Source organism: Bacillus sp. FSL L8-0199 (assembly GCF_038005705.1).
Classification (GTDB): Bacteria; Bacillota; Bacilli; order Bacillales; family Bacillaceae_G; genus Bacillus_A; species Bacillus_A cereus.
Map to the genome: position 1 here is coordinate 2144250 of NZ_JBBOTS010000001.1, position 21181 is coordinate 2165430.

Genomic DNA, 21181 nt, shown 5'->3' on the forward strand with positions numbered 1-21181 from the left:
GATGAGAATGAACTTTGAAGAAAAAGAGATGCGTCGTTTAGAAGCATTAAAAGAAATTGCTGAATTATTAAATGAAGCAACAAACTTACAGGATATGTTAGAAAAAGTGTTGCATACATTGTTACAAGTAATGAATTTACAAACAGGGTGGATATTCTTTATTGATGAAAGTGGAAAGCACAGCATGCTTGTAGACGAAAATTTACCAGAGGCTCTTACGTGGCAAAAGAAGAAGCCGATGTGTGAAGGAAACTGTTGGTGTGTAGAACGTTTTGTAAATGGGAGATTGGAAAAAGCGACTAATATTATTGAATGTAAGCGAATAGAAGATGCAATTGAATGTAATTGGGGAGAGACAGAAGATGTTACACATCATGCGACTATTCCGCTTAGGTCTGGATTAGAAAAATTTGGTCTACTAAATGTGGCTGCACCTCATAAAACTTATTTTTCAGAGGAAGAGTTAGCGTTATTAGAATCAATTGCATTTCAAATTGGAACGACAATACAACGTATTCAATTAGTTGAGAAAGAACGTAAATATGTAGTGGTAGCGGAAAGAAATCGACTTGCACGTGATTTACATGATTCAGTAAAACAATTGTTATTTTCTATTATGCTAACAGCGAAAGGTACTCTGAATATGACGCAAGATAGAGAATTGCAAGAGATGTTAAGTTATATTGGAGAATTATCACAAGAAGCATTACAAGAGATGACGCTATTAATTTGGCAATTAAGACCTGAAGGATTAGAGAAAGGATTAGCGGAAGCAATTCAAAATTACGGGAAGTTATTAGGAGTTCAAGTGGAAGTTCGAATTGATGGGATGGTTTCAATTGGGGATGAAATAGAAGAAGTTTTATGGCGTATTAGCCAAGAGGCGCTACATAATTGTAAAAAGCATGCTTCGTGTGAAAAGGTACATGTTCTTTTAAAAATAGAAAATAACCAGTTACATTTTTACATAGAAGATAATGGAATAGGATTTATACAAGAACAAGTAAGGGAATCAGCACTTGGTCTGAAAAGTATGAAGGAACGTATTCAGTTAATGAAGGGATCGTTTCAAATTATAACGGAGCTGAAAAAGGGTACAAAAATAGAAATTCAATTGCCGATTTGAAGGGGAGAATAAGATTGAAGATTAAATTGCTACTAGTTGAGGATCATCATATCGTTCGAAGAGGACTTGTATTCTTTTTGAAAACGAGAGAAGAATTTGAAATTATTGGGGAAGCGGAAAATGGCGAAGAGGCATTACATTTCGTGCAAAAAGAAAGACCGGATGTTGTACTAATGGATGTATCGATGCCGAAAATGGATGGAATTGAGGCAACAAAACGTCTAAAGCAATACGATGAGACGATAAAGGTACTTATATTAAGTAGTTTTTCAGAGCAAGATTATGTTATACCAGCACTTGAAGCTGGAGCAGATGGTTATCAATTAAAAGAAGTACAACCTGAGCAACTTGTCGCTTCTATTATTGCAGTACAGCAAGGAAATGCGAATTTTCACCCGAAAGTAACACCTGCATTAATGGGGCGTTCCGCAGTAAAGAAGGAAATAGAAAATCCTTTTTCAATGTTAACGAAAAGAGAACAAGAGGTACTTCGCGAAATTGCAAAAGGAAGAAGCAATAAGGAGATTGCAGCAGAACTTCATATTACAGAACAAACTGTGAAAACACACGTTTCAAACGTTTTAGCTAAATTGGAAGTGGATGATCGTACGCAAGCCGCATTATACGCAGTGAAACATGGGGAGAATTACTCATAAGTATGAATAATTCTGTTATATCGTATGACAGAATACATAGGAGCAATTAAAAATTATAGTAATCCCTAATATAGGTTTTTCTTCTTTCGATAATTAGGTACAATAAAGTGAAACTCTAATCAGTGGAGGACCATCCCCACTGATGATTAGTTTAACTAATCGGTTTTTACAGGATAAAGCTACGATGGAAGGGGAGGATATGCTATGCCTGGTACAAGAAGTGGGATTGGAAAGATTCAGGCTTCGTTAAATGGTTTATCACCGAAATTGCGAAGTATTGCCGAACATATTTTGAAACATCCACAAGATGTTGTACATAAATCTATTACAGAATTAGCTGAAGTTACGAATAGTTCCGAAGCTACGATATTCCGCTTATGTAAAAACCTTGGTTTGCAAGGTTTTCAAGATTTAAAGATTACATTAGCTCGTGAAATTGTACATACACCGATGCAAAATATCCATGAAGAGGTATCAGCAGAAGATAGTATGGTAACTGTTGCTAAAAAAGTTTTTCATTCGCATATTACAGGACTGCAAGATACTTTACATTTGCTTAATGAAACGGCACTTGAGCAGGCTGTACGAGCCTTACAAGAAGCAAGTCGAATTGAGTTTTATGGAAATGGTGGCTCTGGTATTATTGCAATGGATGCGTATCATAAGTTTATGAGAACGGGTATTTCTTGTATCGCTCATACTGATTCGCATTTTCAAATTATGGGAGCAGGTTTACTCTCGGAAAATTCAGTTGTTATTGGTATTTCTCATTCTGGTAGCAATAAAGGATTACTTGAAGCATTAGAAGTAGCGAAAGCAAGAGGGGCCAAAATTATTGCGATTACGAGCTATAAGAAATCAGCATTAAGTCAACTTGCTGATATAACGTTATATACATCAACACGTGAGACTGAATTCCGCACAGAAGCAAGTTCATCAAGATTAGCACAGTTAAGCTTATTAGATACTTTGTATGTAGGGTTGTCGTTGCAACGACAAGAGGAAACTCTAAAAAATTTACAAAGTATACGTGAAACGATTTCGATGAAGCGAATATAAAAAAAGCTCTTCAAATGAAGAGCTTTCAGACTGTAGACAAACTATTTTTGGAGAGTTCAAATGCTAAAAATAGTTTGTTTCTTATTTTAGGGATAATTTATCCAATGGAATTTATATGTAGTGCTTTCTATACTATAATTTACTATAAGTGAGGAAGGTGTCTTATGAAAATATCTGTTTATGTTGCAAGTGCATTTAGTAAGGATCATAAAGGCGGAAATAAAGCAGGAGTGGTATTTATTGAGAATACATTGACCACTACTCAAAAAATGGAAATAGCCAAACAACTGGGCTATGCGGAAACCGCATTTATATCAGAATCTGAAATTGCTGATTATAAATTTGAGTATTTTACACCAAAAGAAGAAGTTGATTTATGTGGTCATGCCACAATTGGCTCTTTCGCGATACTGATGCATTTAAATAAACTTTTCAGGAATCGCTATACGATTGAAACGAACAGCGGTGTTCTTACTATTACTATAAAAGATGACATCATATTCATGGAACAAAATAAACCGATATTCTATGATGTTGTATCTCCAAACGAGTTCATCGACTGTTTTGATAGTAAAGATATAGAAAATAAATACCCAATTCAAATTGTCTCCACGGGCTTAAAAGATATTTTAATTCCTATAAAAAGTGAAACACAATTACATGCACTGCAACCTAATTTTGAAAAAATTAAAGAAATCAGCAAGTATTATAATGTTGTCGGGATGCATCTATATACTTTTAATGACAATCGAATTATATGCAGAAATTTTGCTCCGCTATACGACATCAATGAAGAAGCAGCGACTGGAACTTCAAACGGTGCATTAGCTTGCTACCTTTATGAACAGCACTACTTGCAAAAAGAAGTCTATGTATTTGAACAAGGCTATTCTTTACACTCGCCTTCTGAAATATTAGTTAAATTAGCAACCAATAGCAAAAATAAAATAGAAAAAGTTTATGTTGGTGGCAAAGGATATTACTGTGAAACTAAGTGTTTACATGTAGAAAATATTGAGTGAAGAGCTTTTTTATCGGTAAGAAGTTTGTTAATTTATTTTCTTTTAGAAATATGTGACTTACTTATAGTCAATGATAAACTCTCATTTTTAAAAATTTAAAATAAAGACCGATTTGTGTAATGATTCAAATATTGTTCATAATTTCACAAGTTGTTTATGAAGTGTCATGTTATGATGAAGATGTAATGATGATTGAACACTTAAATTTGGTACAATAACTAGCCAAAGTAGTGAAGAAAGTAGTTGTGAGATAAACTCATTAAAATGCTAAAACACTAAAGGGGAGATCACATATGAAAGCAGTAGTGGTTAATAAAAACAGCAAAGCAAACATCGAAGTGATTGAAAAAGAATTACGTCCGTTACACTCAGGTGAAGCGTTAGTAGATGTAGAATATTGTGGAGTTTGCCACACTGATTTACACGTTGCGAATCATGATTTTGGTAATACTGATGGCCGTATTCTTGGTCATGAGGGTGTAGGTATTGTTACGAAAATAGCTGATGATGTTACTTCACTAAAGATAGGTGACCGTGTAAGTATTGCATGGATGTTCCAATCTTGTGGACGTTGTGAATATTGCGTAACTGGTAGAGAAACATTTTGCCGTGAAGTTAAAAACGCTGGTTATTCAGTGGATGGTGGTATGGCTGAACAATGTATCGTTACAGCTGATTATGCGGTAAAAGTACCAGAAGGATTAGATCCTGCTCAAGCATCATCAATTACTTGTGCTGGTGTAACTACATATAAAGCTATTAAAGTATCAGATATTAAACCTAGTCAACCTATTGTAATCTATGGCTGCGGTGGATTAGGTAACTTAGCTATCCAATATGCTAAAAATGTATTTGGTGCAAAGGTAATCGCAGTAGACATTAATGATGACAAATTAGCCTTAGCAAAAGAAGTTGGTGCTGATATGACTATCAATCCAATTTCTCAAGGTCCTGCTGATAAAATTGTGCAAGAGGAGTTTGGTGGCGCTTATGCTGCGGTAGTAACAGCAGTCTCTAAAGTAGCCTTTAACTCAGCAGTTGATGCAGTACGTGCTTGCGGTAAAGTAGTTGCAGTAGGGCTACCAGTAGAAACAATGGACTTAAACATCCCACGACTTGTACTGGATGGAATTGAAGTAGTTGGTTCTCTAGTTGGTACTCGTAAGGATCTGGAGGAGGCATTTATGTTCGGGGCAGAAGGAAAAGTAGTGCCGGTTGTTCAAACTTGTTCTCTAGATAAAGTACAAAATGTATTCGAAGAAATGGAACAAGGTAGAATTCAAGGGCGTATGGTAATTGATTTTAAAAAACATAATTGTGCTTGCAAATAATTCACTTTAAATATAAAAAGCATGAGTCTAGCAAAGGACATGTAAAAAAGTTAGACAGTATAAGAAGATGATCCCTGTATTTAATAGGGATCATCTTCTTTATTTTCTACTAATATCAATGCCAATTAATACTTGATTAATGAGAAATGATTAAAGGTTTACTTTATTTGCAAACGAAAAGGAATCTTTATGTTTAACAAATTTTTTATGATCTGGAACGTTTTGAATTGCTACAATTTGCGAATCTCTTGCTTTCAGTGCATCTTGAATCCCGATGGTCATAAGCTTAATAAATAGAATCGTAATAAAGAATGAAGCGAGAGTATAAAAAATAATCCACCATGAAAGATTCATTTCATTACGATTTAATCCAATAAGACCTGCCCAATCATTAGATAGAGAAACAGGTTTAAGCACTCCGTCATAGAGTTCACGCATTTGTATCCCGCCAATTACAATGTTAAGCAACGCTAAATGGATAACGAGTATGAGTGTTTGGACGATATGTTCCATAAATAATACAAATAAGCGGTCAAGTAATAAGACTCGTAAGTGTTTTTTAATAATATGAAAACGGCTAGCACCCAGTAATTGTGAACTTAAGATGTAATCTCGTTTCATAAATTCATCAACCTCTGAGGATATGTATAAAGAAAGTGTAGGCAGAGCGACGAAAATAAGTACGAGTACTTGATAAAACATAAATGAAATATTTGGATCTACCCCATCAGCATTTGATGTGATTATAATATTAACGGGCGTGATGAGTATGAATGCGATAAATAGAGTTGGAATATAATAAAAAACTTCTGAGCATGACTGGAAAAATCTCTTGAGTTTTGGAGCAAATAAACTTAAGAGGATTCCTATACATGTTCCGCATAAAATTCGAAAGAAGCTAATTGCCACTGCTAATAAAATAGTGAATTTTGCTCCTTCTACAATTTGTAAGAAAACAGACTCTCCAAAACGATCAGATCCAAAAGGTGGAATTAACGATGGCGGAAAGGGGGCCTTTCCAAGTAATTCGTTATTGTCATTGTAAAGTAACTGAGGAGGTTTTGGGATGTTATCTTTAAAGAACCAACTATAAATAAAACTAGCTGAAATAAGTATGAATAGATAAGTAAAGCCGATTAAAAAGCGTTTTGATTTCCAAATAGATTTCATAATGATACTCCTTTCAATTGCTTTTTCCATCTATTCATCATGAATGAGACTATTTGGAAAATGGCATAAAACGGTAAAATAATCATAACAAGTATGATAAATGCAGCTGGAGGTGAAACAAACGCCTTATTAAATAAAAATTGAATAATGCCTTCCATATTAAAAACAAGTTCTAAAATGAATAAATTAGAAAGTAAGAAAACAAAAATCGTTTTTAAATGGTGGAAGAAGTGGATAGATATATTTTTGAATAAATGAATGCATAGTATATAACTTGATGAAAGGCCTTTTCCATATGCAACCTCTACGTAATGTTTTCCTTGTTCTTCTTTTATGTATAACACAATCATCCGAAACATTTGTAATGTAGGTAAGACAGCTAATGATAAAATAGGGAGTAAATAAGCTCGATTTTCATTAAAAGAAATAATAGTGACAGGAGATTCCCCAAATTTCTGAAGTACCCATATGAAAAATATTTGCAAACAAATCATCATCATCATATCAGGGACAGCTTCTAATATGAACACAATTCGGTTTATCCATTTTTTTATATAATCTTTTGCTAAAAAATAAAAAAATGCCATGCTGGATGATAAAAAGAGAGCAAGAAAAAAGGCTGAAAATAATATAGTAAATGAATATAGGTAAGGTTCTAAAACAGTTGGAAATAATGGTGTTTTTTTGAAATGGCCAAACTTCGGGTCTGATCCTATAATCACTAATGATTCAGGGGAGAAGACCTGTTTTAACATGGTAACGATCTGATTAAAAAAATAAATTGGTTGAAAGGTAAATCCTTGTTGAGTGATAAATAAATAAGGTAAATTTAATAATAGTAAGAGTGATAAAAGAATTGATGAAAGCTTAATTGTGAATTGAGATATTTTATTTAACATTAAATCCCTCCGACATCTTTTTACAACATTATACAATAAATTCTGTATTATTATTTTATTTTTCTGAAAAATAAAAATACACTTCGGTTTTATAGTATGCAAGATATATTTACAAGATAAAAAAGTGATAATAGGGGGCCACGCTCTATGTTTATCAAGATAAAAGACTAGTGAACTTAAAACAATAAATAAGAGCAAAATGCACAGAATTCTCATTCTGCGGTTAGTTACTTTTCTTGGTTTGATGGTGATGTTACGTGACCGCTAAAAATGAATATTGCTTTTCAACTCTTTCTTCAAGCAAATAAGTAGAACGTGTGGAGGACTATGTATGTGTTGTTAATGAGAGGAAAGAGTGTATTGCGTAACGAATATAACGTAATTTTACCGCATGGAAAAGCTAAATGTAGTATATAAGTGAAATGGAATGAGGGGATTTATTTTTTGGTATGAAAAAAATTTTCTTTTTATAACTTGATAAATGAAAAAATATTTTATATACTAATTCATGTAAACGGTTTACTAAATCGTATTTTTCTAGAAATGAAGGGAAGATTCGCATGGAAACAAGGGGGAGAGTAATCGGGATTGATATCGGTACCACAAGTACAAAAACGGTTGTGTTCACAGAAAAAGGAAAAGTCATTGCATCACATGCAATCGATTACCCAATTATTCAACCGAATGTAGGATGGGCTGAGCAAGATCCTGATGTAATATGTGCCGCTGTATACAAAAGTGTAAGCGTTGCCATTGGAAAAGGTAATGTATTACCAGAAGATATTTCTTCAATCGGTATTAGTACAGCTATGCACGCATTAATTGCAGTAGATGAAAATGGTGCGCCATTAACGCGTTCTATCATTTGGGCAGATAATCGAAGTACGAAGCAATCAGAAAAATTATTACAACAAATGAATGGGCATGAAATTTATAGACGTACAGGTACACCGATTCATCCGATGTCACCACTTTCTAAATTGTTATGGATGAAAGAAGAGGAACCAGAGTTATATACAAGTGCCTATAAATTCATTTCCATTAAAGAGTATGTGATTTACCAATTATTTTCACGCTACGTAGTTGATTATTCGATTGCTTCTGCTACGGGGTTATTTAATTTAGAAACATTAAACTGGGATGAAGATGTTTTAACTATGTTACATATGTCACCAGAACAATTATCAACCCCTGTACCAACTACATATATTTTATCAGGTATGAAGCCAGAATTAGCACAGAAGATGGGGATAAGTGCAGAAACACCAATTGTCATCGGAGCAAGTGATGGGGTTCTTGCAAATGTAGGAGTTGGTGCGATATCACCGGGTGCGGCTGCAATTACGATTGGAACGAGTGGTGCGGTTCGAACAATCTCATCAAATATAAATACAGATGAGAAAGGGAGAACGTTTTGTTACGCATTAACAGATGAGCACTGGGTAATCGGTGGTCCAACGAATAACGGCGGAATATTACTGAGATGGTTACGTGATGAATTTGGTAGTCCAGAGCAAGAAGTAGCAAGAAAGCTCGGCATTGATCCTTATGATTTATTAATTAAATATGCAGAAAGCGTACCAGCTGGAGCGGATGGACTATTGTTCTTACCTTTCTTATCTGGAGAACGCGCACCTTACTGGAATGCAAATGCTCGTGGTACATTCTTTGGAATCAATCTTCAACATAAGCGAGAACATTTTATACGTGCAGTGATGGAAGGTGTTTGTATGAGTGTATATTCAGTAGCACTAGCAATCAGGGATTGTACAGGGCCACTTACTGAAATACGAGTTTCAGGAGGGTTTGCAAAATCTGCATTTTGGAGACAAATGTTGTCCGATATGATGGGAAAAGAATTGCTTGTTCCGGAAAGCCATGAAGCATCTGCGCTTGGGGCAGCGGCAGTTGCTTTATATGCTGTAGGAAAAATCGATTCTCTTGAAGAGGTAAAGGATTGGATTGATATTGTCCATCACCATGTACCAAATAAAGAAAATACGGCTATATATTTAGAAATGTTTTATATGTATGAACGACTTTACAATCGCTTGAAAGAAGAATTTGATTGTATAGCTGCTTTCCAACGTAAACAATAGGGGGATTGGGAGAAATGGTAGTTGGGATCGTACTAGCGGCAGTTGTCATACTACTTTTACTTATTACGGTAGTAAAATGGCATCCATTTGTCGCATTAATTTTAACAGCAATTGGTGTAGGATTAGCAATGGGAATGCCTTTAATTGGAACTTCACCAAAAGATCCAGGGATTATTGATTCTATTAAACTAGGGCTTGGTAATACGTTAGGGTTTTTAGCGATAGTTTTAGCACTAGGAACGATGCTTGGAAAAATGATGGCCGAATCTGGTGGTGCTGAACGTATCGCTAACACATTAATTAATCGTTTTGGGAAGAAACGAGTTCACTGGGCGATGATGTTCGTTGCATTTTTAGTCGGGATTCCGGTATTTTTCCAAGTTGGATTTGTACTATTAATTCCGTTAGTATTTACAATTGCGTTAGAAACTGGGGTATCACTTATTACAATTGGTATTCCGCTAGTAGCAGGACTGTCAGTCGTACACGGACTTGTTCCACCGCATCCAGCGGCAATGGCGGCAGTTGGTATTTTTAAAGCAGATGTAGGGAAGACAATTTTATATGCGTTAATTGTCGGACTTCCAACTGCAATTATTTCAGGTCCACTTTACGGGAAATGGATTGGTGCTCGTATACATAAGGAAGTACCATTAGATATAGCGGAGCAATTTGTTGAAAAAGATAATAAAAAAGAGCTTCCTAGCTTTTGGAATACATTGTTTACAATTTTACTTCCAGTATTTCTTATGCTTGGTGCATCAATAGCAGAAGTTGCATTAAATAAAACAAGTCAACTAGCACAAGTATTACACTTTATTGGAGATCCGATTGTGGCTTTATTAATTGCAACCATTTACTCTTTCTTTAGTCTTGGATATGCAAAAGGTTTCTCAAAAGATAAAGTGTTAGAATTTACAAATGATTGCCTTGGACCTATTGCAAACATATTGTTAGTGATTGGTGCAGGCGGCGCATTTAATAAAGTATTATTAGATTCTGGAATTGGAACGACAATTGCAGATATGGCGAAAGAATCACATATTTCACCGATATTATTAGGGTGGGGAATTGCGGCACTTATTCGAATTGCAACTGGATCAGCTACTGTTTCTATGATGACAGCGGCTGGAATTGTTGCACCGATTGCAGCAAGTACACCAGGTGTAAATGTTGAACTACTAGCACTTGCAACTGGTGCAGGGTCATTAATTTTATCACATGTAAATGATTCAGGATTTTGGATGATTAAAGAGTATTTCGGAATGACTGTGAAAGAAACGTTATTAACATGGACTGCAATGGAGACTATATTATCTGTAGTAGCACTTGGGCTAATTTCGATATTAAATATATTTGTATAGAATAGGAGATTGATTAATATGAAACTAGGTTTAATTGGATTAGGAAAAATGGGATTCCCATTAGCTGAACACTTACATGAAGACAAGCATGAAGTAGTAGTATACGATGTAAATAAAGAGCTTGTTGAAAAGGCAGGAAAACTAGGAATTACTGCACGTCATACATTAAAAGAAATGATTGCTGAACTAGAAGCTCCTCGTACAATTTGGGTAATGGTGCCTGCAGGAGAAGTTGTAGAGTCAGTACTAAAAGATGTATATCCGTTATTAGATGAAGGTGATATCGTTATTGAAGGCGGAAATTCATTCTATAAAGATACGTTACGCCGTGCTGAAGAAGCAAAAAGCTTCGGATTACATTATGTAGATATCGGTACATCAGGCGGTGTAGAAGGAGCTAGATACGGTGCTTGCTTAATGGTTGGTGGAGAAAAAGAAATTTACGACCAATTAGAACCTTTATTTAAAGATTTAGCAGTAGAAAATGGCTATTCTTATGCTGGCCGTGTTGGTAGTGGTCATTTCTTAAAAATGGTTCATAACGGTATTGAGTACGGCATGATGCAAGCAATCGCTGAAGGATTTGAAGTACTAGATAAGAGTGACTTTGATTTCAATTATGAAGATGTTGCAAAAGTATGGGCGAATGGATCAGTTATCCGTGGTTGGTTAATGGACTTAACTGAAAAAGCATTTGCAGAAGATCCCAAACTAGATGGCATTAAAGGTGTAATGAACTCTTCAGGAGAAGGAAAATGGACTGTTGAAACTGCACTTGAACTTCAAGCTGCAGCACCAGTAATCGCTATGTCATTATTTATGCGCTATCGTTCTCAGGAAGATGATACATTCCATGGAAAAGTAGTTTCAGCACTACGTAATCAGTTCGGTGGACATGAAGTTGTGAAAAAATAAGGATGTTTTTGAAAAGAAACTTGTGCATAAGCGCAAGTTTCTTTTTTATAGTTTAAGAAATTACTAATTTAAAAATACCAATCAATCATCGTTTTTTTGTCACAAATGACACTAACCTCCTCTTAGACTTTGAAATGTACGGATTCCCGCATTATGTTTTTTTGTATTGATTGTATCAAATATAAAGCGCTACATGAAATATGTCCCAACATAAAAGTAAGAATAAATAAAATGAAGTTTTCATAAATAGTAAAAGGGTGCTTATGTCATCAGTATAGCTAAGAAATGTTGTTACATATGAGAAGAGCGTGTTAATAAAATATGAGGTGGTTAAATGGGAAATGAGCAAGTGAAGTCTGTAAAGGAAGAAAAAAAGTTATGTCTTTGTATGATCGTCAAAAATGAGTCTAGAATTATGGAAAGATGTTTAAATGCAACAAAATCAATTGTAGACTTTGTTTCTATTTGTGATACTGGATCGACGGATAATACGCCTGAAATTATTGAAAATTGGTGTAAGGAAAATGAGATACCTGGGACGGTTCATCATGAGCCGTTTAAAAACTTTGGTTATAACAGAAGCTTAGCTGTTTCGTTAGCGCAAAAAACATACCCAGAAGCAGATTATTTATTAATATTAGATGCAGATATGATTTTAGAGGTTGGTCCGAATTTCGATAAAACGAGCTTAACGGAAGATCATTATCTTACATTACAATATGATGTTCATATTAAATATTGGCTTACCCGTCTTTTAAAAGCTTCTTTACCATGGAAATCTGTCGGTGTTACTCATGAGTATTGGGATATAGATCGTTCAAAAGTTGGAGCGAATTACAATACGAGGGTAGCTCGGTTAGAGACTCTTGTCGTGAATGATCCCGGAGATGGCGGGAGCAAAGCTGATAAATTTGAAAGAGATGAGAGGTTGTTGTTACAAGGAATAAACGACCCAGAAACAACGCCAGATTTGCATATAAGATATTTATTTTATTTAGCTCAGACTTATTTTCATTTAAGTCAATTTGAGAATTCAATTAAATGGTATAAAAAACGAGTGGAAGCAGGAGGATGGGTTGAAGAGGTATTCTATTCGTTATTGCGAATAGGATTTTGTTATGAGCAGTTAGCAAATCGTTCAGCAAATAAACAAAATGAAGTGACAGATGCTGATGAAAAAGAAACTGTTAAAGGGCAAGAAGAGCAATATTTAGCATTAGCTGTTTTTTATTTTCAAAAAGCGTGGGAATATAGACCAACCCGGGCTGAACCATTATACCAACTTGCAAGGTTGTATCGATTACGATCTCAAAACAATATTGCTTTGATGTATGCTCTGCAAGGGAAGGAAATTCCTTTTCCAAAGGATGATCTACTATTTGTAGATTATCATGTGTATGATTACTTATTTGACTATGAAATTTCTATTAGTGCTTTCTATATACCTCATAAAAAACATTTAGGGGCGGTATCGCAAAAGTATTTGGAATCGATAAAGGAAAAGATTCCATTTCATATAGCAAATATAGTAGAGAATAATGCGAAATTTTATTAAATACATTTTCGATTAAAGGAGTAGTGGAGTAATCATGGAATTAATGCGATGGGCGATTGAACTAGGAGAATCGGTGCATGGAAATACGTATGAAGAATTGATGCCACTACTAGACTATTATTATGATCGTGATCATTTAAAAGCGTATTGTATCGCAAATCTTCTTTTAAACATGGATGTATTAGATGAGGACCGGGAAAGAATCGAATTAAGAAGATGCATCGCTGCTTATTATGCTGGATTATATAAAGTAGCAAGAAAACATGCAAATGAGTTGGTACTTAAACATCCAGATGTAGATTTATATAAAAATAATTTAAGATTAATGGAAGTTTATTTGAATAAAGAATATGATTATTGTCTTTTTATATGCCCAAAGACATACGGTAGTTTCATAGATGTTGCGCGAGCTTTAAAGTGGCGGTTGGAGCAGGAGGGAAATACAGTAATTATATCAGAAACAATACTGGGAAATGTAAAGAATACAGTTGTTTTTGGAGCACATACATACGCATATAACCCGAATCTTCTTCCGAAAGATGCAATTATTTATAATTTAGAACAGCTATACGAAGGAAGTCCATATGCGCATCCCCTTTATTTAATATTATTAAAAGATAGAGTGATTTGGGATTATAGTAAACAAAATATAGAATGGCTTCAACAAAAAGGGGTAGGAAAAGAAATAAAACATGTAGAAATGAACTATGCTCCAACTTTGGAAATAAAAAAAGATGCGTTTGAAGATGAGATTATTGAAGATATTGATATTCTGTTTATAGGTGCTCTTAATCCGAGGCGACAAGCTATTTTTGATCATCTAAAAGCGATTGCCCCGAATTTAAATATAGTTTTTAAAAATAATGCGTGGGGAATTGTTAGAAATGAATTGATTGCTAGAGCTAAAATTATATTAAATATTCATTTTTACTTATCAGGAATTCTTGAAACACCTCGCGTGTCTTATGCAGTCGCGAATAAGAAATTTATTATTTCCGAAAATAGTAATCCAGAAGATGAGGTAGAGTGGCCAGGAATTGTATTTACTCCGTACGAAAAAATAATTGAAAACGTAATGAAATATATAGAATTACCAGAAGAACGGAAAAGATTAGCGGAAAAAGCATATAATCATTTTGAAGCAAATGAAAGTTTAGGTACATTGAGCATGAGAGATGAATCAAAGTAATTGTACGAAACTCATACGAAAGTATGAGTTCTTTTTTGTTTATCATACTATTTTATGAAACAAGTTAACTCTTTATATTGTGTTTTGTATAGAAATTTCTGATAATATATAAGTTGAACTTGAAAACAAAGGGGAGAAATAATCATGAAACTAGTCGTTATTAACGGTACACCAAGAAAATTTGGTAGAACTCGCGTGGTGGCAAAATATATTGCGGATCAATTTGAAGGAGAATTATATGATTTAGCAATTGAGGAGTTACCTTTATACAATGGAGAAGAGTCGCAACGTGATTTAGAGGCAGTAAAAAAATTAAAAACGTTAGTGAAAGCTGCGGATGGGGTTGTATTATGTACACCAGAATATCATAATGCGATGAGCGGTGCGCTGAAAAACTCTTTAGATTACTTAAGTAGTAGTGAATTTATTCATAAACCAGTTGCGTTGTTAGCGGTTGCTGGTGGCGGTAAAGGTGGAATAAATGCATTAAACAGCATGCGAACGGTCGCTAGAGGTGTTTATGCAAATGCAATTCCAAAACAAGTTGTGCTTGATGGATTACATGTGCAAGATGGTGAACTTGGGGAAGATGCAAAACCATTAATTCATGATGTAGTTAAAGAATTGAAAGCATATATGAGCGTATATAAAGAGGTGAAAAAACAACTAGGAGTGGAATGATATGTCCTCACTTTATCATGATTCTCGCTTGTATTACATTCTAGGAGCCAATAGTCTATCTGCTATTGGTTCCGGAATTGTTATGATAACGATTCCTTGGCTGTTAATTAAAGAGAGTGGAGGAGAGACAACATTTGGTTATGTTTCTATCATTGCAACCCTCATTATGTTTTTATTAACACCATTCATTGGGCAAAGTATTGATCGTTTTTCAAGAAAATCTTTATTGCTATGTAACGAAGGAATCGGAATAGCCGTAATCGGAATAATGGTTATATGGGGATTTGCTGGGCAACCTTATCATTCTATTCACTATATTCTTATTTATATAGCCGGATCATTCTACTATTTATTATTTTATCCTACAATATTTGCGTTCAACCAAGAGATATTTCAAGCAGAACATTATAAAAGTTTAAGTGGAACGATGGAAATACAAGGACAGTTAACACAAGTTATTTCTGGAGCGGCCGCGAGCTTCTTAATTGAAATTGTATCTTTGAAGTGGATTTTGTTAGTAGACATGTTAACTTTTGCTGGAGCATTTTTTCTTTTCTTATGTATACCGTACGTAAAGAAAAAAGAAGTGAAAAGAAAAATAACATTTAAGAAGCAATTGTTTGAAGGAATTCACTTTATGAAAAAACGTCCTAAGCTCTTTTGGTTCTTACTGGCCACTTATATGCCGTTTATAGGTGTTATGATGGCAAATTATTTAATACCAGTTTATATTTCGGATATACTTAAAGCCAATGCCTCTGTATACGCAATAGAGGGAATGATGTACGGTGTCGGAGCGGTTGTTGCAGGAATCTGTATTCCACTCATAATGAAATATGTAAAAACAGAAGTTTCAATCGTTATGACGATGTTCATTTATGTAATTTCAATTACCGCAATGATTATTGAACCTTCCGTAATTTTCTTATATTGACTTGCAATTTTTCAAGCAGTTGGAAATGCGGGTACAAGAGTGGCGAGAAATGTATTGATGATGGAGGAAATTCCAAACGAAGTAATGGGACGTGTAGACAGCTTATTTCGCCTAATTGGTACTGGAATACGAATTGTATTATTAATGCTGTTTACAGCGGGTGTATCTAAAGCCGGAGTAATGCTTCCATTTTACGTATTAAGCTGCATATTGATCTTCTCATTAGGAATCGCTATTTATTATGTACTATCACAACGTAAAGTAGCGGCGAATGTTTCTAATAAATCAATCGTTTAAAAAACACTTCTGCCGCCCTTTCTTTTTCTGTATAATAAAAAGAAAGGGAGTGCAAACTTATTTATGAACAAATGGATCTTTCTTATCATTTTATTATTACCGCCACTATATATCATTTATATGACGTTTAGAATGAACAAAGTTGCTCGTGAAAAGTTGAGCTATCACTCTCCGTACGTTCTTATACTGGGTGCAAAGTTATTTGGAGATAGACCGTCTTTATCTCTTCAAAATCGTTTGGATGTAGCGTTGGAGTATTTATTTTCCCATCCTGAAGCGAAAATAATTGTTTCAGGTGGTCAAGGAGAAGATGAAGATATACCGGAAGCTCACAGCATGAGAAACTATTTAATGGTACACGGTATAGATGAGAGTCGTATTTTAATAGAAGATCAATCTACAAATACGTATGAAAACTTAAAGTTTAGTATGGATTTATATAATGTGAAACATGCGGTAGTTGTAAGTAATACGTATCATTTATATCGAACGAAAATAATTGCAAAGCGTTTAGGCATGAAGATGGAGGCACTAGCTGCTGAAACACCAATTCGTTCTAAGAGAAAAATGTATGTTCGCGAATATGCTGCTATTATGAAAACAATATTGTTCGACCGTTAGAGCTCAAATGTGAGCTCTTTTTTTATTTAAAAGCGTATCATTTGAAATGAATGCCATATTCCATCAAAATAAAGGAAACAACAGTAAAGGAGTTGTATTTGTGATTCAATTTAATCATGTGTCAAAATCGTATGAAGATGGCACGAAAGCAGTGGATTCATTGCATTTAGAAATTAAAAAGGGAGAATTTTTTGTTCTTATCGGTCCGAGTGGTTGCGGGAAAACCACGACAATGAAGATGATTAATCGTTTAATCGAAACGACTGAAGGATCGATTTTAATCGATGGAAAAGATATTCAACAATATAATATAAACGAATTACGTTGGGATATAGGATACGTGTTGCAACAGATTGCTTTGTTTCCTCATATGACAATCGCTGAAAATATTGCAGTTGTTCCTGAAATGAGGCAATGGAGCAAAAAAGAAATTAAAGCACGCGTCGATGACTTGTTACATATGGTTGGATTAGAGCCGGATATATATCGAGATCGTATGCCTGATGAATTGTCAGGAGGACAAAAACAACGTGTCGGTGTCGTGCGAGCATTAGCCGCAAACCCGAAAATCGTTCTTATGGATGAACCATTTAGTGCGTTAGATCCATTAAGTAGGGAACAGCTTCAGAAGGATATTGTACAGTTGCAAAAAAAGATTCAAAAAACAATCGTGTTCGTAACACATGATATGCAAGAAGCATTATCACTTGGAGATCGCATTTGTATTATGAAAGAAGGAAAAGTTGTTCAACTAGATACACCAGAAGGAATTATACATAATCCGAAAAATGAATTTGTAGAGGAGTTCATTGGAAATCATGGGCGAACTTGGTATGAGGGGAAAAGTGTAGCAGATGTATTGCCACTTGATCAAAGTGTGCAATTAGAAGGGCAGGCGCTATCATTACATTCTTCCTTACAAGAAGCACTAGTTCGTGTGCGTGATGAAGAGGTCGTTCCAGTTGAAGAAAACGGTCAATATATTGGAGCGTTAACAAGTCGTCATATTGTCAATTACATTGTTGAACAAATGAAGGAAAGAGGCTAAACAGTGACTAATTTTATACAAACGTTCCAAGAACGAAAAATAGAATTACTAACTGCATTAAGTGAGCATTTACAAATATCGCTTATTTCATTATTTTTTGCAGTAATTATAGCAGTGCCACTTGGCATCTTATTAACAAGAAAAGAACGAATGGCTGAATTTATAATAGGAACTTCTGCAGTAATGCAGACAGTGCCATCACTTGCATTGCTTGGACTCTTAATTCCGTTAGTAGGAATCGGAAAACTTCCAGCGATTATCGCATTAGTTGTGTATGCACTATTACCTATTTTACGAAATACATATACAGGAATAAGGGAATTAGATGAATCTCTAATAGAAGCCGCGAAAGCTATGGGGATGAATAGTTGGAGAAGGTTGTGGAAGGTAGAACTTCCTCTTGCATTGCCTATTATTATGGCCGGTATTCGTACAGCGATGGTATTAATTGTTGGAACGGCTACATTAGCAGCTCTCATTGGTGCTGGTGGGCTCGGTAAGCTTATATTATTAGGTATAGATCGAAATGATCATGCACTTATCATTTTAGGGGCCGTACCAGCCGCGTTACTCGCTTTATTCTTTGATATAGTACTTCGCATACTTGAACGACCGAAACGCTCTTCTAAGCGTGTTATATTGACGATATGTATTGTTTGTATAATGATTGCTTCTCCATTTCTTTGGAGTACAGAAAAGAAAGATATTGTTATTGCGGGCAAACTTGGATCAGAACCTGAAATTTTAATTCAAATGTATAAGCAGCTTATTGAACAAGATACAGATTTACACGTACAATTAAAACCAGGTCTTGGGAAAACAGCATTTGTATTTGAAGCGTTGAAATCAGGGGAAGTAGATATATACCCAGAATTTTCAGGAACAGCTTTATCTACTTTCGTGAAAGAAGAACCAAAGAGTACAAATCGTGATGAAGTATATGAGCAGGCTCGCGTTGGAATGGAAAAGAAATATAATATGATTATGTTGAAGCCAATGGAGTATAACAATACATATGCACTAGCCATGCCGAAAAAAATAGCAGATCAAAAGAATATAAATACAATTTCTGATTTAGGGAATGTTGCGCAGGAAGCCAAAGTAGGATTTACATTGGAATTTGCTGATCGTGAAGATGGTTATAAAGGAATGCAAAAATTATATAACTATAAGTTCTCAAATGTTAAAACGATGGAGCCGAAGCTGCGTTATAGCGCAATTGAATCTGGAGATGTTAACGTAATTGATGCATATTCAACAGATAGTGAATTGGAGCAATACGGACTGAAAGTGCTAAAAGATGATAAAGGGTTATTCCCACCTTATCAAGGAGCACCATTATTAAGAAAAGAAACGTTACAGAAATATCCTGAACTTGAAAAGGTATTAAATAAATTATCTGGAAAGATTACAGATGAAGAAATGCGAAAAATGAATTATGAAGTTAACGTAAATGGTAAAAGTAGTGAAGAAGTCGCAAAACAATTTTTACAAAAAGAGAATTTACTTCGTTAAATTTACAAGAAATATACAAATTTATATGTTTGAAATGACCGTTCATTACAAAATGAGCGGTTTTTTTGTGCATACTTATACATTTTTTCAAAAAAGTATTCCATTTTTGCTCATTTTCTTTTAGAATAAGTAATGTTTTCCTGAAAAAATATAAGAGAAACGTCTATTAGAGAAAAAGGTGACTTTAATAGTTGAACGAACATAACACCTAGAATGACAGATGGGGTGGTACAAATAGAAAAGAAGTTAGGATTTTTTCCATTAATCGCATTAGTAGTTGGAACAATGGTTGGTGGCGGTGTTTTTAGTTTACCGCATGATTTAGCAGTAGGAGCAAACAGTGGTGCAATAATAATTGGCTGGTGTATTACAGCGATGGGAATGATTCCCCTTGCGCTCGTATATCAAACGTTAGCAAGACAAAAACCGGAACTTGAAGGTGGAATTTATAGTTATGCACGTGCTGGTTTTGGTGAATATATTGGATTTAATAGTGCTTGGGGATATTGGCTAGCAGGAATCTTAGGTAATGTCGCAACAATTATGTTACTGTTTAGTACATTAGGTTATTTCTTTCCAATTTTCAAAGGAGGAAATAATGTTGCGTCTATCGTTGGGGCATCACTTTTATTATGGACACTTCATTTTCTAATTTTATTTGGGATCCGTGAAGCTTCTATTATGAATGTTATCGCAACAATAGGGAAGTTAGTTCCAATCGTTTTATTTATTGTTGTAATGGTAACAGCCTTTCGCTGGGACACATTTACACATGATTTTTGGGGAGAAGGAACGATCTCACTTTCCGCTATACTTGGTCAAGTGAAAAATACAATGCTTGTAACACTTTGGGTTTTCATTGGAGTTGAAGGAGCGGTTGTATTATCTGGAAGAGCGAAGAATAGTCGAGATGTTGGTAAGGCAACAGTATTGGGACTTATTTTAGTAATGTCCATTTATATTTTAATTTCTGTCCTGTCAATGGGAGCTATGACAAGAGGCGAACTTTCTGTGTTAGAAACTCCGTCAATGGGACATGTATTAGAGCACGTTGTTGGCCCATGGGGTGCAGTTGCGATTAACATCGGATTAGTTGCTTCACTTGTCGGTACATTAATTGGCTGGTTTTTACTTGTTTCTGAAATTTCTCATGTAGCAGGAAAAGATGGCGTATTTCCGAAAGTCTTTACGAAAACAAATAAAAAGCAAACACCGCACATGGCATTATGGATTTCAAATGGTGTTGCCCAAATTATATTTATCATCGTTTTGTTTTCGGAATCGACATATCAAATTATGTATTTCATTGCATCAACATCAATTTTATTACCATATTTATTATCAGCGTTATTCCAATTTAAATTAGTCATTACAAACGAGCTAAAAGACGCAAAATTAAAAAACGGAGCGTTGGCTTTAATTGCTTCTATTTACTCTGTATGGCTTCTTTATGCAGCTGGTTTAAAGAATTTACTACTCGTTTCAATTGTGTATGGAATTGGAATTATTGTTTATACGTTTGCAAGAAAAGAACAAGGGAACCGTTGCTTTGTAGGTGCAGAGAAATATGTGATGTGGGCAATTATTGTTGCGGCTATCACATCCATATATATGTTATTAACTGGAAATATAAAAATGTAAAAAGTCCTTTTCATTTAAAGGGCTTTTTTCTTTGTTTAGAGAATATTTACTACATAAGA

General features: G+C 34.7%; 17 protein-coding genes and 2 pseudogenes. 16 read left to right on the top strand and 3 right to left on the bottom strand.

Going from position 1 to position 21181, the window contains the following annotated elements; translation table 11 throughout:
* Positions 1 to 28: 28 nt before the first annotated feature.
* The 5 genes from casK to adhP all read left to right on the top strand — a co-directional run bounded on the left by casK (position 29) and on the right by adhP (position 5194).
* Complete coding sequence (gene casK / locus NST86_RS11205; RefSeq protein WP_170962673.1) at positions 29 to 1126, top strand: two-component system sensor histidine kinase CasK; 1098 nt, start codon at positions 29 to 31, stop codon at positions 1124 to 1126.
* Positions 1127 to 1140: 14 nt separating this feature from the next.
* Positions 1141 to 1782: a two-component system response regulator CasR gene (gene casR, locus NST86_RS11210; protein ID WP_000694631.1), complete on the top strand. Its 642-nt coding sequence runs from the start codon at positions 1141 to 1143 to the stop codon at positions 1780 to 1782.
* A 204-nt stretch (positions 1783 to 1986) separates the two neighbouring features.
* On the top strand, positions 1987 to 2841 hold the full coding sequence (locus NST86_RS11215) for a MurR/RpiR family transcriptional regulator (RefSeq protein ID WP_001119646.1): 855 nt from the start codon (positions 1987 to 1989) through the stop codon (positions 2839 to 2841).
* Between the two features lie 164 nt (positions 2842 to 3005).
* Complete coding sequence (locus tag NST86_RS11220; protein WP_000704317.1) at positions 3006 to 3863, top strand: PhzF family phenazine biosynthesis protein; 858 nt, start codon at positions 3006 to 3008, stop codon at positions 3861 to 3863.
* A 293-nt stretch (positions 3864 to 4156) separates the two neighbouring features.
* Positions 4157 to 5194, top strand: coding sequence for an alcohol dehydrogenase AdhP (gene adhP, locus NST86_RS11225; protein ID WP_016117739.1), 1038 nt, complete (start codon positions 4157 to 4159; stop codon positions 5192 to 5194).
* 150 nt (positions 5195 to 5344) lie between these two features.
* Here the strand turns inward: adhP and NST86_RS11230 are convergent, their stop codons facing one another.
* Both NST86_RS11230 and NST86_RS11235 read right to left on the bottom strand, forming a co-directional pair.
* A complete protein-coding gene (locus NST86_RS11230) occupies positions 5345 to 6364 on the bottom strand; it encodes an ABC transporter permease (RefSeq protein ID WP_016117740.1) in 1020 nt (339 codons plus the stop codon).
* The gene (locus NST86_RS11235; protein ID WP_016117741.1) at positions 6361 to 7263 is read right to left on the bottom strand and encodes an ABC transporter permease subunit; all 903 of its coding nucleotides are present in this window, start codon (positions 7261 to 7263) and stop codon (positions 6361 to 6363) included. The genes NST86_RS11230 and NST86_RS11235 overlap by 4 nt, the downstream gene beginning before the upstream one ends.
* Positions 7264 to 7823: 560 nt before the next feature.
* Here NST86_RS11235 and gntK point away from each other — a divergent pair.
* The 3 genes from gntK to gnd are packed head-to-tail and all read left to right on the top strand — an operon-like array spanning position 7824 to position 11641.
* On the top strand, positions 7824 to 9362 hold the full coding sequence (gene gntK, locus NST86_RS11240; protein WP_016117742.1) for a gluconokinase: 1539 nt from the start codon (positions 7824 to 7826) through the stop codon (positions 9360 to 9362).
* A 14-nt stretch (positions 9363 to 9376) separates the two neighbouring features.
* Positions 9377 to 10726 (top strand): GntP family permease, encoded by a 1350-nt coding sequence (locus NST86_RS11245; RefSeq protein WP_016117743.1) that lies wholly within the window; start codon positions 9377 to 9379, stop codon positions 10724 to 10726.
* Between the two features lie 18 nt (positions 10727 to 10744).
* Positions 10745 to 11641 carry a phosphogluconate dehydrogenase (NAD(+)-dependent, decarboxylating) gene (gene gnd, locus NST86_RS11250; protein WP_000765982.1) on the top strand — a complete coding sequence of 299 codons (897 nt, stop codon included), beginning with the start codon at positions 10745 to 10747 and terminating at the stop codon, positions 11639 to 11641.
* Positions 11642 to 11755: 114 nt separating this feature from the next.
* Here the strand turns inward: gnd and NST86_RS11255 are convergent.
* A pseudogene (locus NST86_RS11255) lies at positions 11756 to 11824 on the bottom strand (DUF2711 family protein); the annotation flags it as partial.
* 151 nt (positions 11825 to 11975) lie between these two features.
* Here NST86_RS11255 and NST86_RS11260 point away from each other — a divergent pair.
* The 8 genes and pseudogenes from NST86_RS11260 (at position 11976) to NST86_RS11295 (ending at position 21122) form a co-directional block, all read left to right on the top strand.
* Positions 11976 to 13196 (top strand): glycosyltransferase family 2 protein, encoded by a 1221-nt coding sequence (locus NST86_RS11260; protein WP_000526227.1) that lies wholly within the window; start codon positions 11976 to 11978, stop codon positions 13194 to 13196.
* Positions 13197 to 13230: 34 nt separating this feature from the next.
* On the top strand, positions 13231 to 14385 hold the full coding sequence (locus NST86_RS11265; protein WP_016117744.1) for a hypothetical protein: 1155 nt from the start codon (positions 13231 to 13233) through the stop codon (positions 14383 to 14385).
* 144 nt (positions 14386 to 14529) lie between these two features.
* Entirely contained in the window at positions 14530 to 15066 is a 537-nt protein-coding gene (locus NST86_RS11270; protein ID WP_000780355.1) for an NADPH-dependent FMN reductase, read from the top strand.
* 1 nt (position 15067) lies between these two features.
* Positions 15068 to 16297 (top strand): annotated as a pseudogene (locus NST86_RS11275) (MFS transporter).
* 63 nt (positions 16298 to 16360) lie between these two features.
* The gene (locus NST86_RS11280) at positions 16361 to 16918 is read left to right on the top strand and encodes a YdcF family protein (protein WP_001045711.1); all 558 of its coding nucleotides are present in this window, start codon (positions 16361 to 16363) and stop codon (positions 16916 to 16918) included.
* Between the two features lie 100 nt (positions 16919 to 17018).
* Positions 17019 to 17966 carry an ABC transporter ATP-binding protein gene (locus NST86_RS11285; protein WP_000614082.1) on the top strand — a complete coding sequence of 316 codons (948 nt, stop codon included), beginning with the start codon at positions 17019 to 17021 and terminating at the stop codon, positions 17964 to 17966.
* Positions 17967 to 17969: 3 nt separating this feature from the next.
* Complete coding sequence (locus tag NST86_RS11290) at positions 17970 to 19481, top strand: ABC transporter permease/substrate-binding protein (protein ID WP_000181015.1); 1512 nt, start codon at positions 17970 to 17972, stop codon at positions 19479 to 19481.
* A gap of 213 nt (positions 19482 to 19694) precedes the next feature.
* Positions 19695 to 21122, top strand: coding sequence for a basic amino acid/polyamine antiporter (locus tag NST86_RS11295; protein WP_000129444.1), 1428 nt, complete (start codon positions 19695 to 19697; stop codon positions 21120 to 21122).
* Positions 21123 to 21181: the final 59 nt, after the last annotated feature.

Bases quoted from the DNA above. Each gene is read 5' to 3' on its own strand.
- casK (WP_170962673.1), top strand. From the start codon at position 29: ATGCGTCGTTTAGAAGCATTAAAAGAAATTGCTGAATTATTAAATGAA.
- NST86_RS11215 (WP_001119646.1), top strand. From the start codon at position 1,987: ATGCCTGGTACAAGAAGTGGGATTGGAAAGATTCAGGCTTCGTTAAAT.
- NST86_RS11220 (WP_000704317.1), top strand. From the start codon at position 3,006: ATGAAAATATCTGTTTATGTTGCAAGTGCATTTAGTAAGGATCATAAA.
- adhP (WP_016117739.1), top strand. From the start codon at position 4,157: ATGAAAGCAGTAGTGGTTAATAAAAACAGCAAAGCAAACATCGAAGTG.
- NST86_RS11230 (WP_016117740.1), bottom strand. From the start codon at position 6,364: ATGAAATCTATTTGGAAATCAAAACGCTTTTTAATCGGCTTTACTTAT.
- NST86_RS11235 (WP_016117741.1), bottom strand. From the start codon at position 7,263: ATGTTAAATAAAATATCTCAATTCACAATTAAGCTTTCATCAATTCTT.
- gntK (WP_016117742.1), top strand. From the start codon at position 7,824: ATGGAAACAAGGGGGAGAGTAATCGGGATTGATATCGGTACCACAAGT.
- NST86_RS11245 (WP_016117743.1), top strand. From the start codon at position 9,377: ATGGTAGTTGGGATCGTACTAGCGGCAGTTGTCATACTACTTTTACTT.
- gnd (WP_000765982.1), top strand. From the start codon at position 10,745: ATGAAACTAGGTTTAATTGGATTAGGAAAAATGGGATTCCCATTAGCT.
- NST86_RS11260 (WP_000526227.1), top strand. From the start codon at position 11,976: ATGGGAAATGAGCAAGTGAAGTCTGTAAAGGAAGAAAAAAAGTTATGT.
- NST86_RS11265 (WP_016117744.1), top strand. From the start codon at position 13,231: ATGGAATTAATGCGATGGGCGATTGAACTAGGAGAATCGGTGCATGGA.
- NST86_RS11270 (WP_000780355.1), top strand. From the start codon at position 14,530: ATGAAACTAGTCGTTATTAACGGTACACCAAGAAAATTTGGTAGAACT.
- NST86_RS11280 (WP_001045711.1), top strand. From the start codon at position 16,361: ATGAACAAATGGATCTTTCTTATCATTTTATTATTACCGCCACTATAT.
- NST86_RS11295 (WP_000129444.1), top strand. From the start codon at position 19,695: ATGACAGATGGGGTGGTACAAATAGAAAAGAAGTTAGGATTTTTTCCA.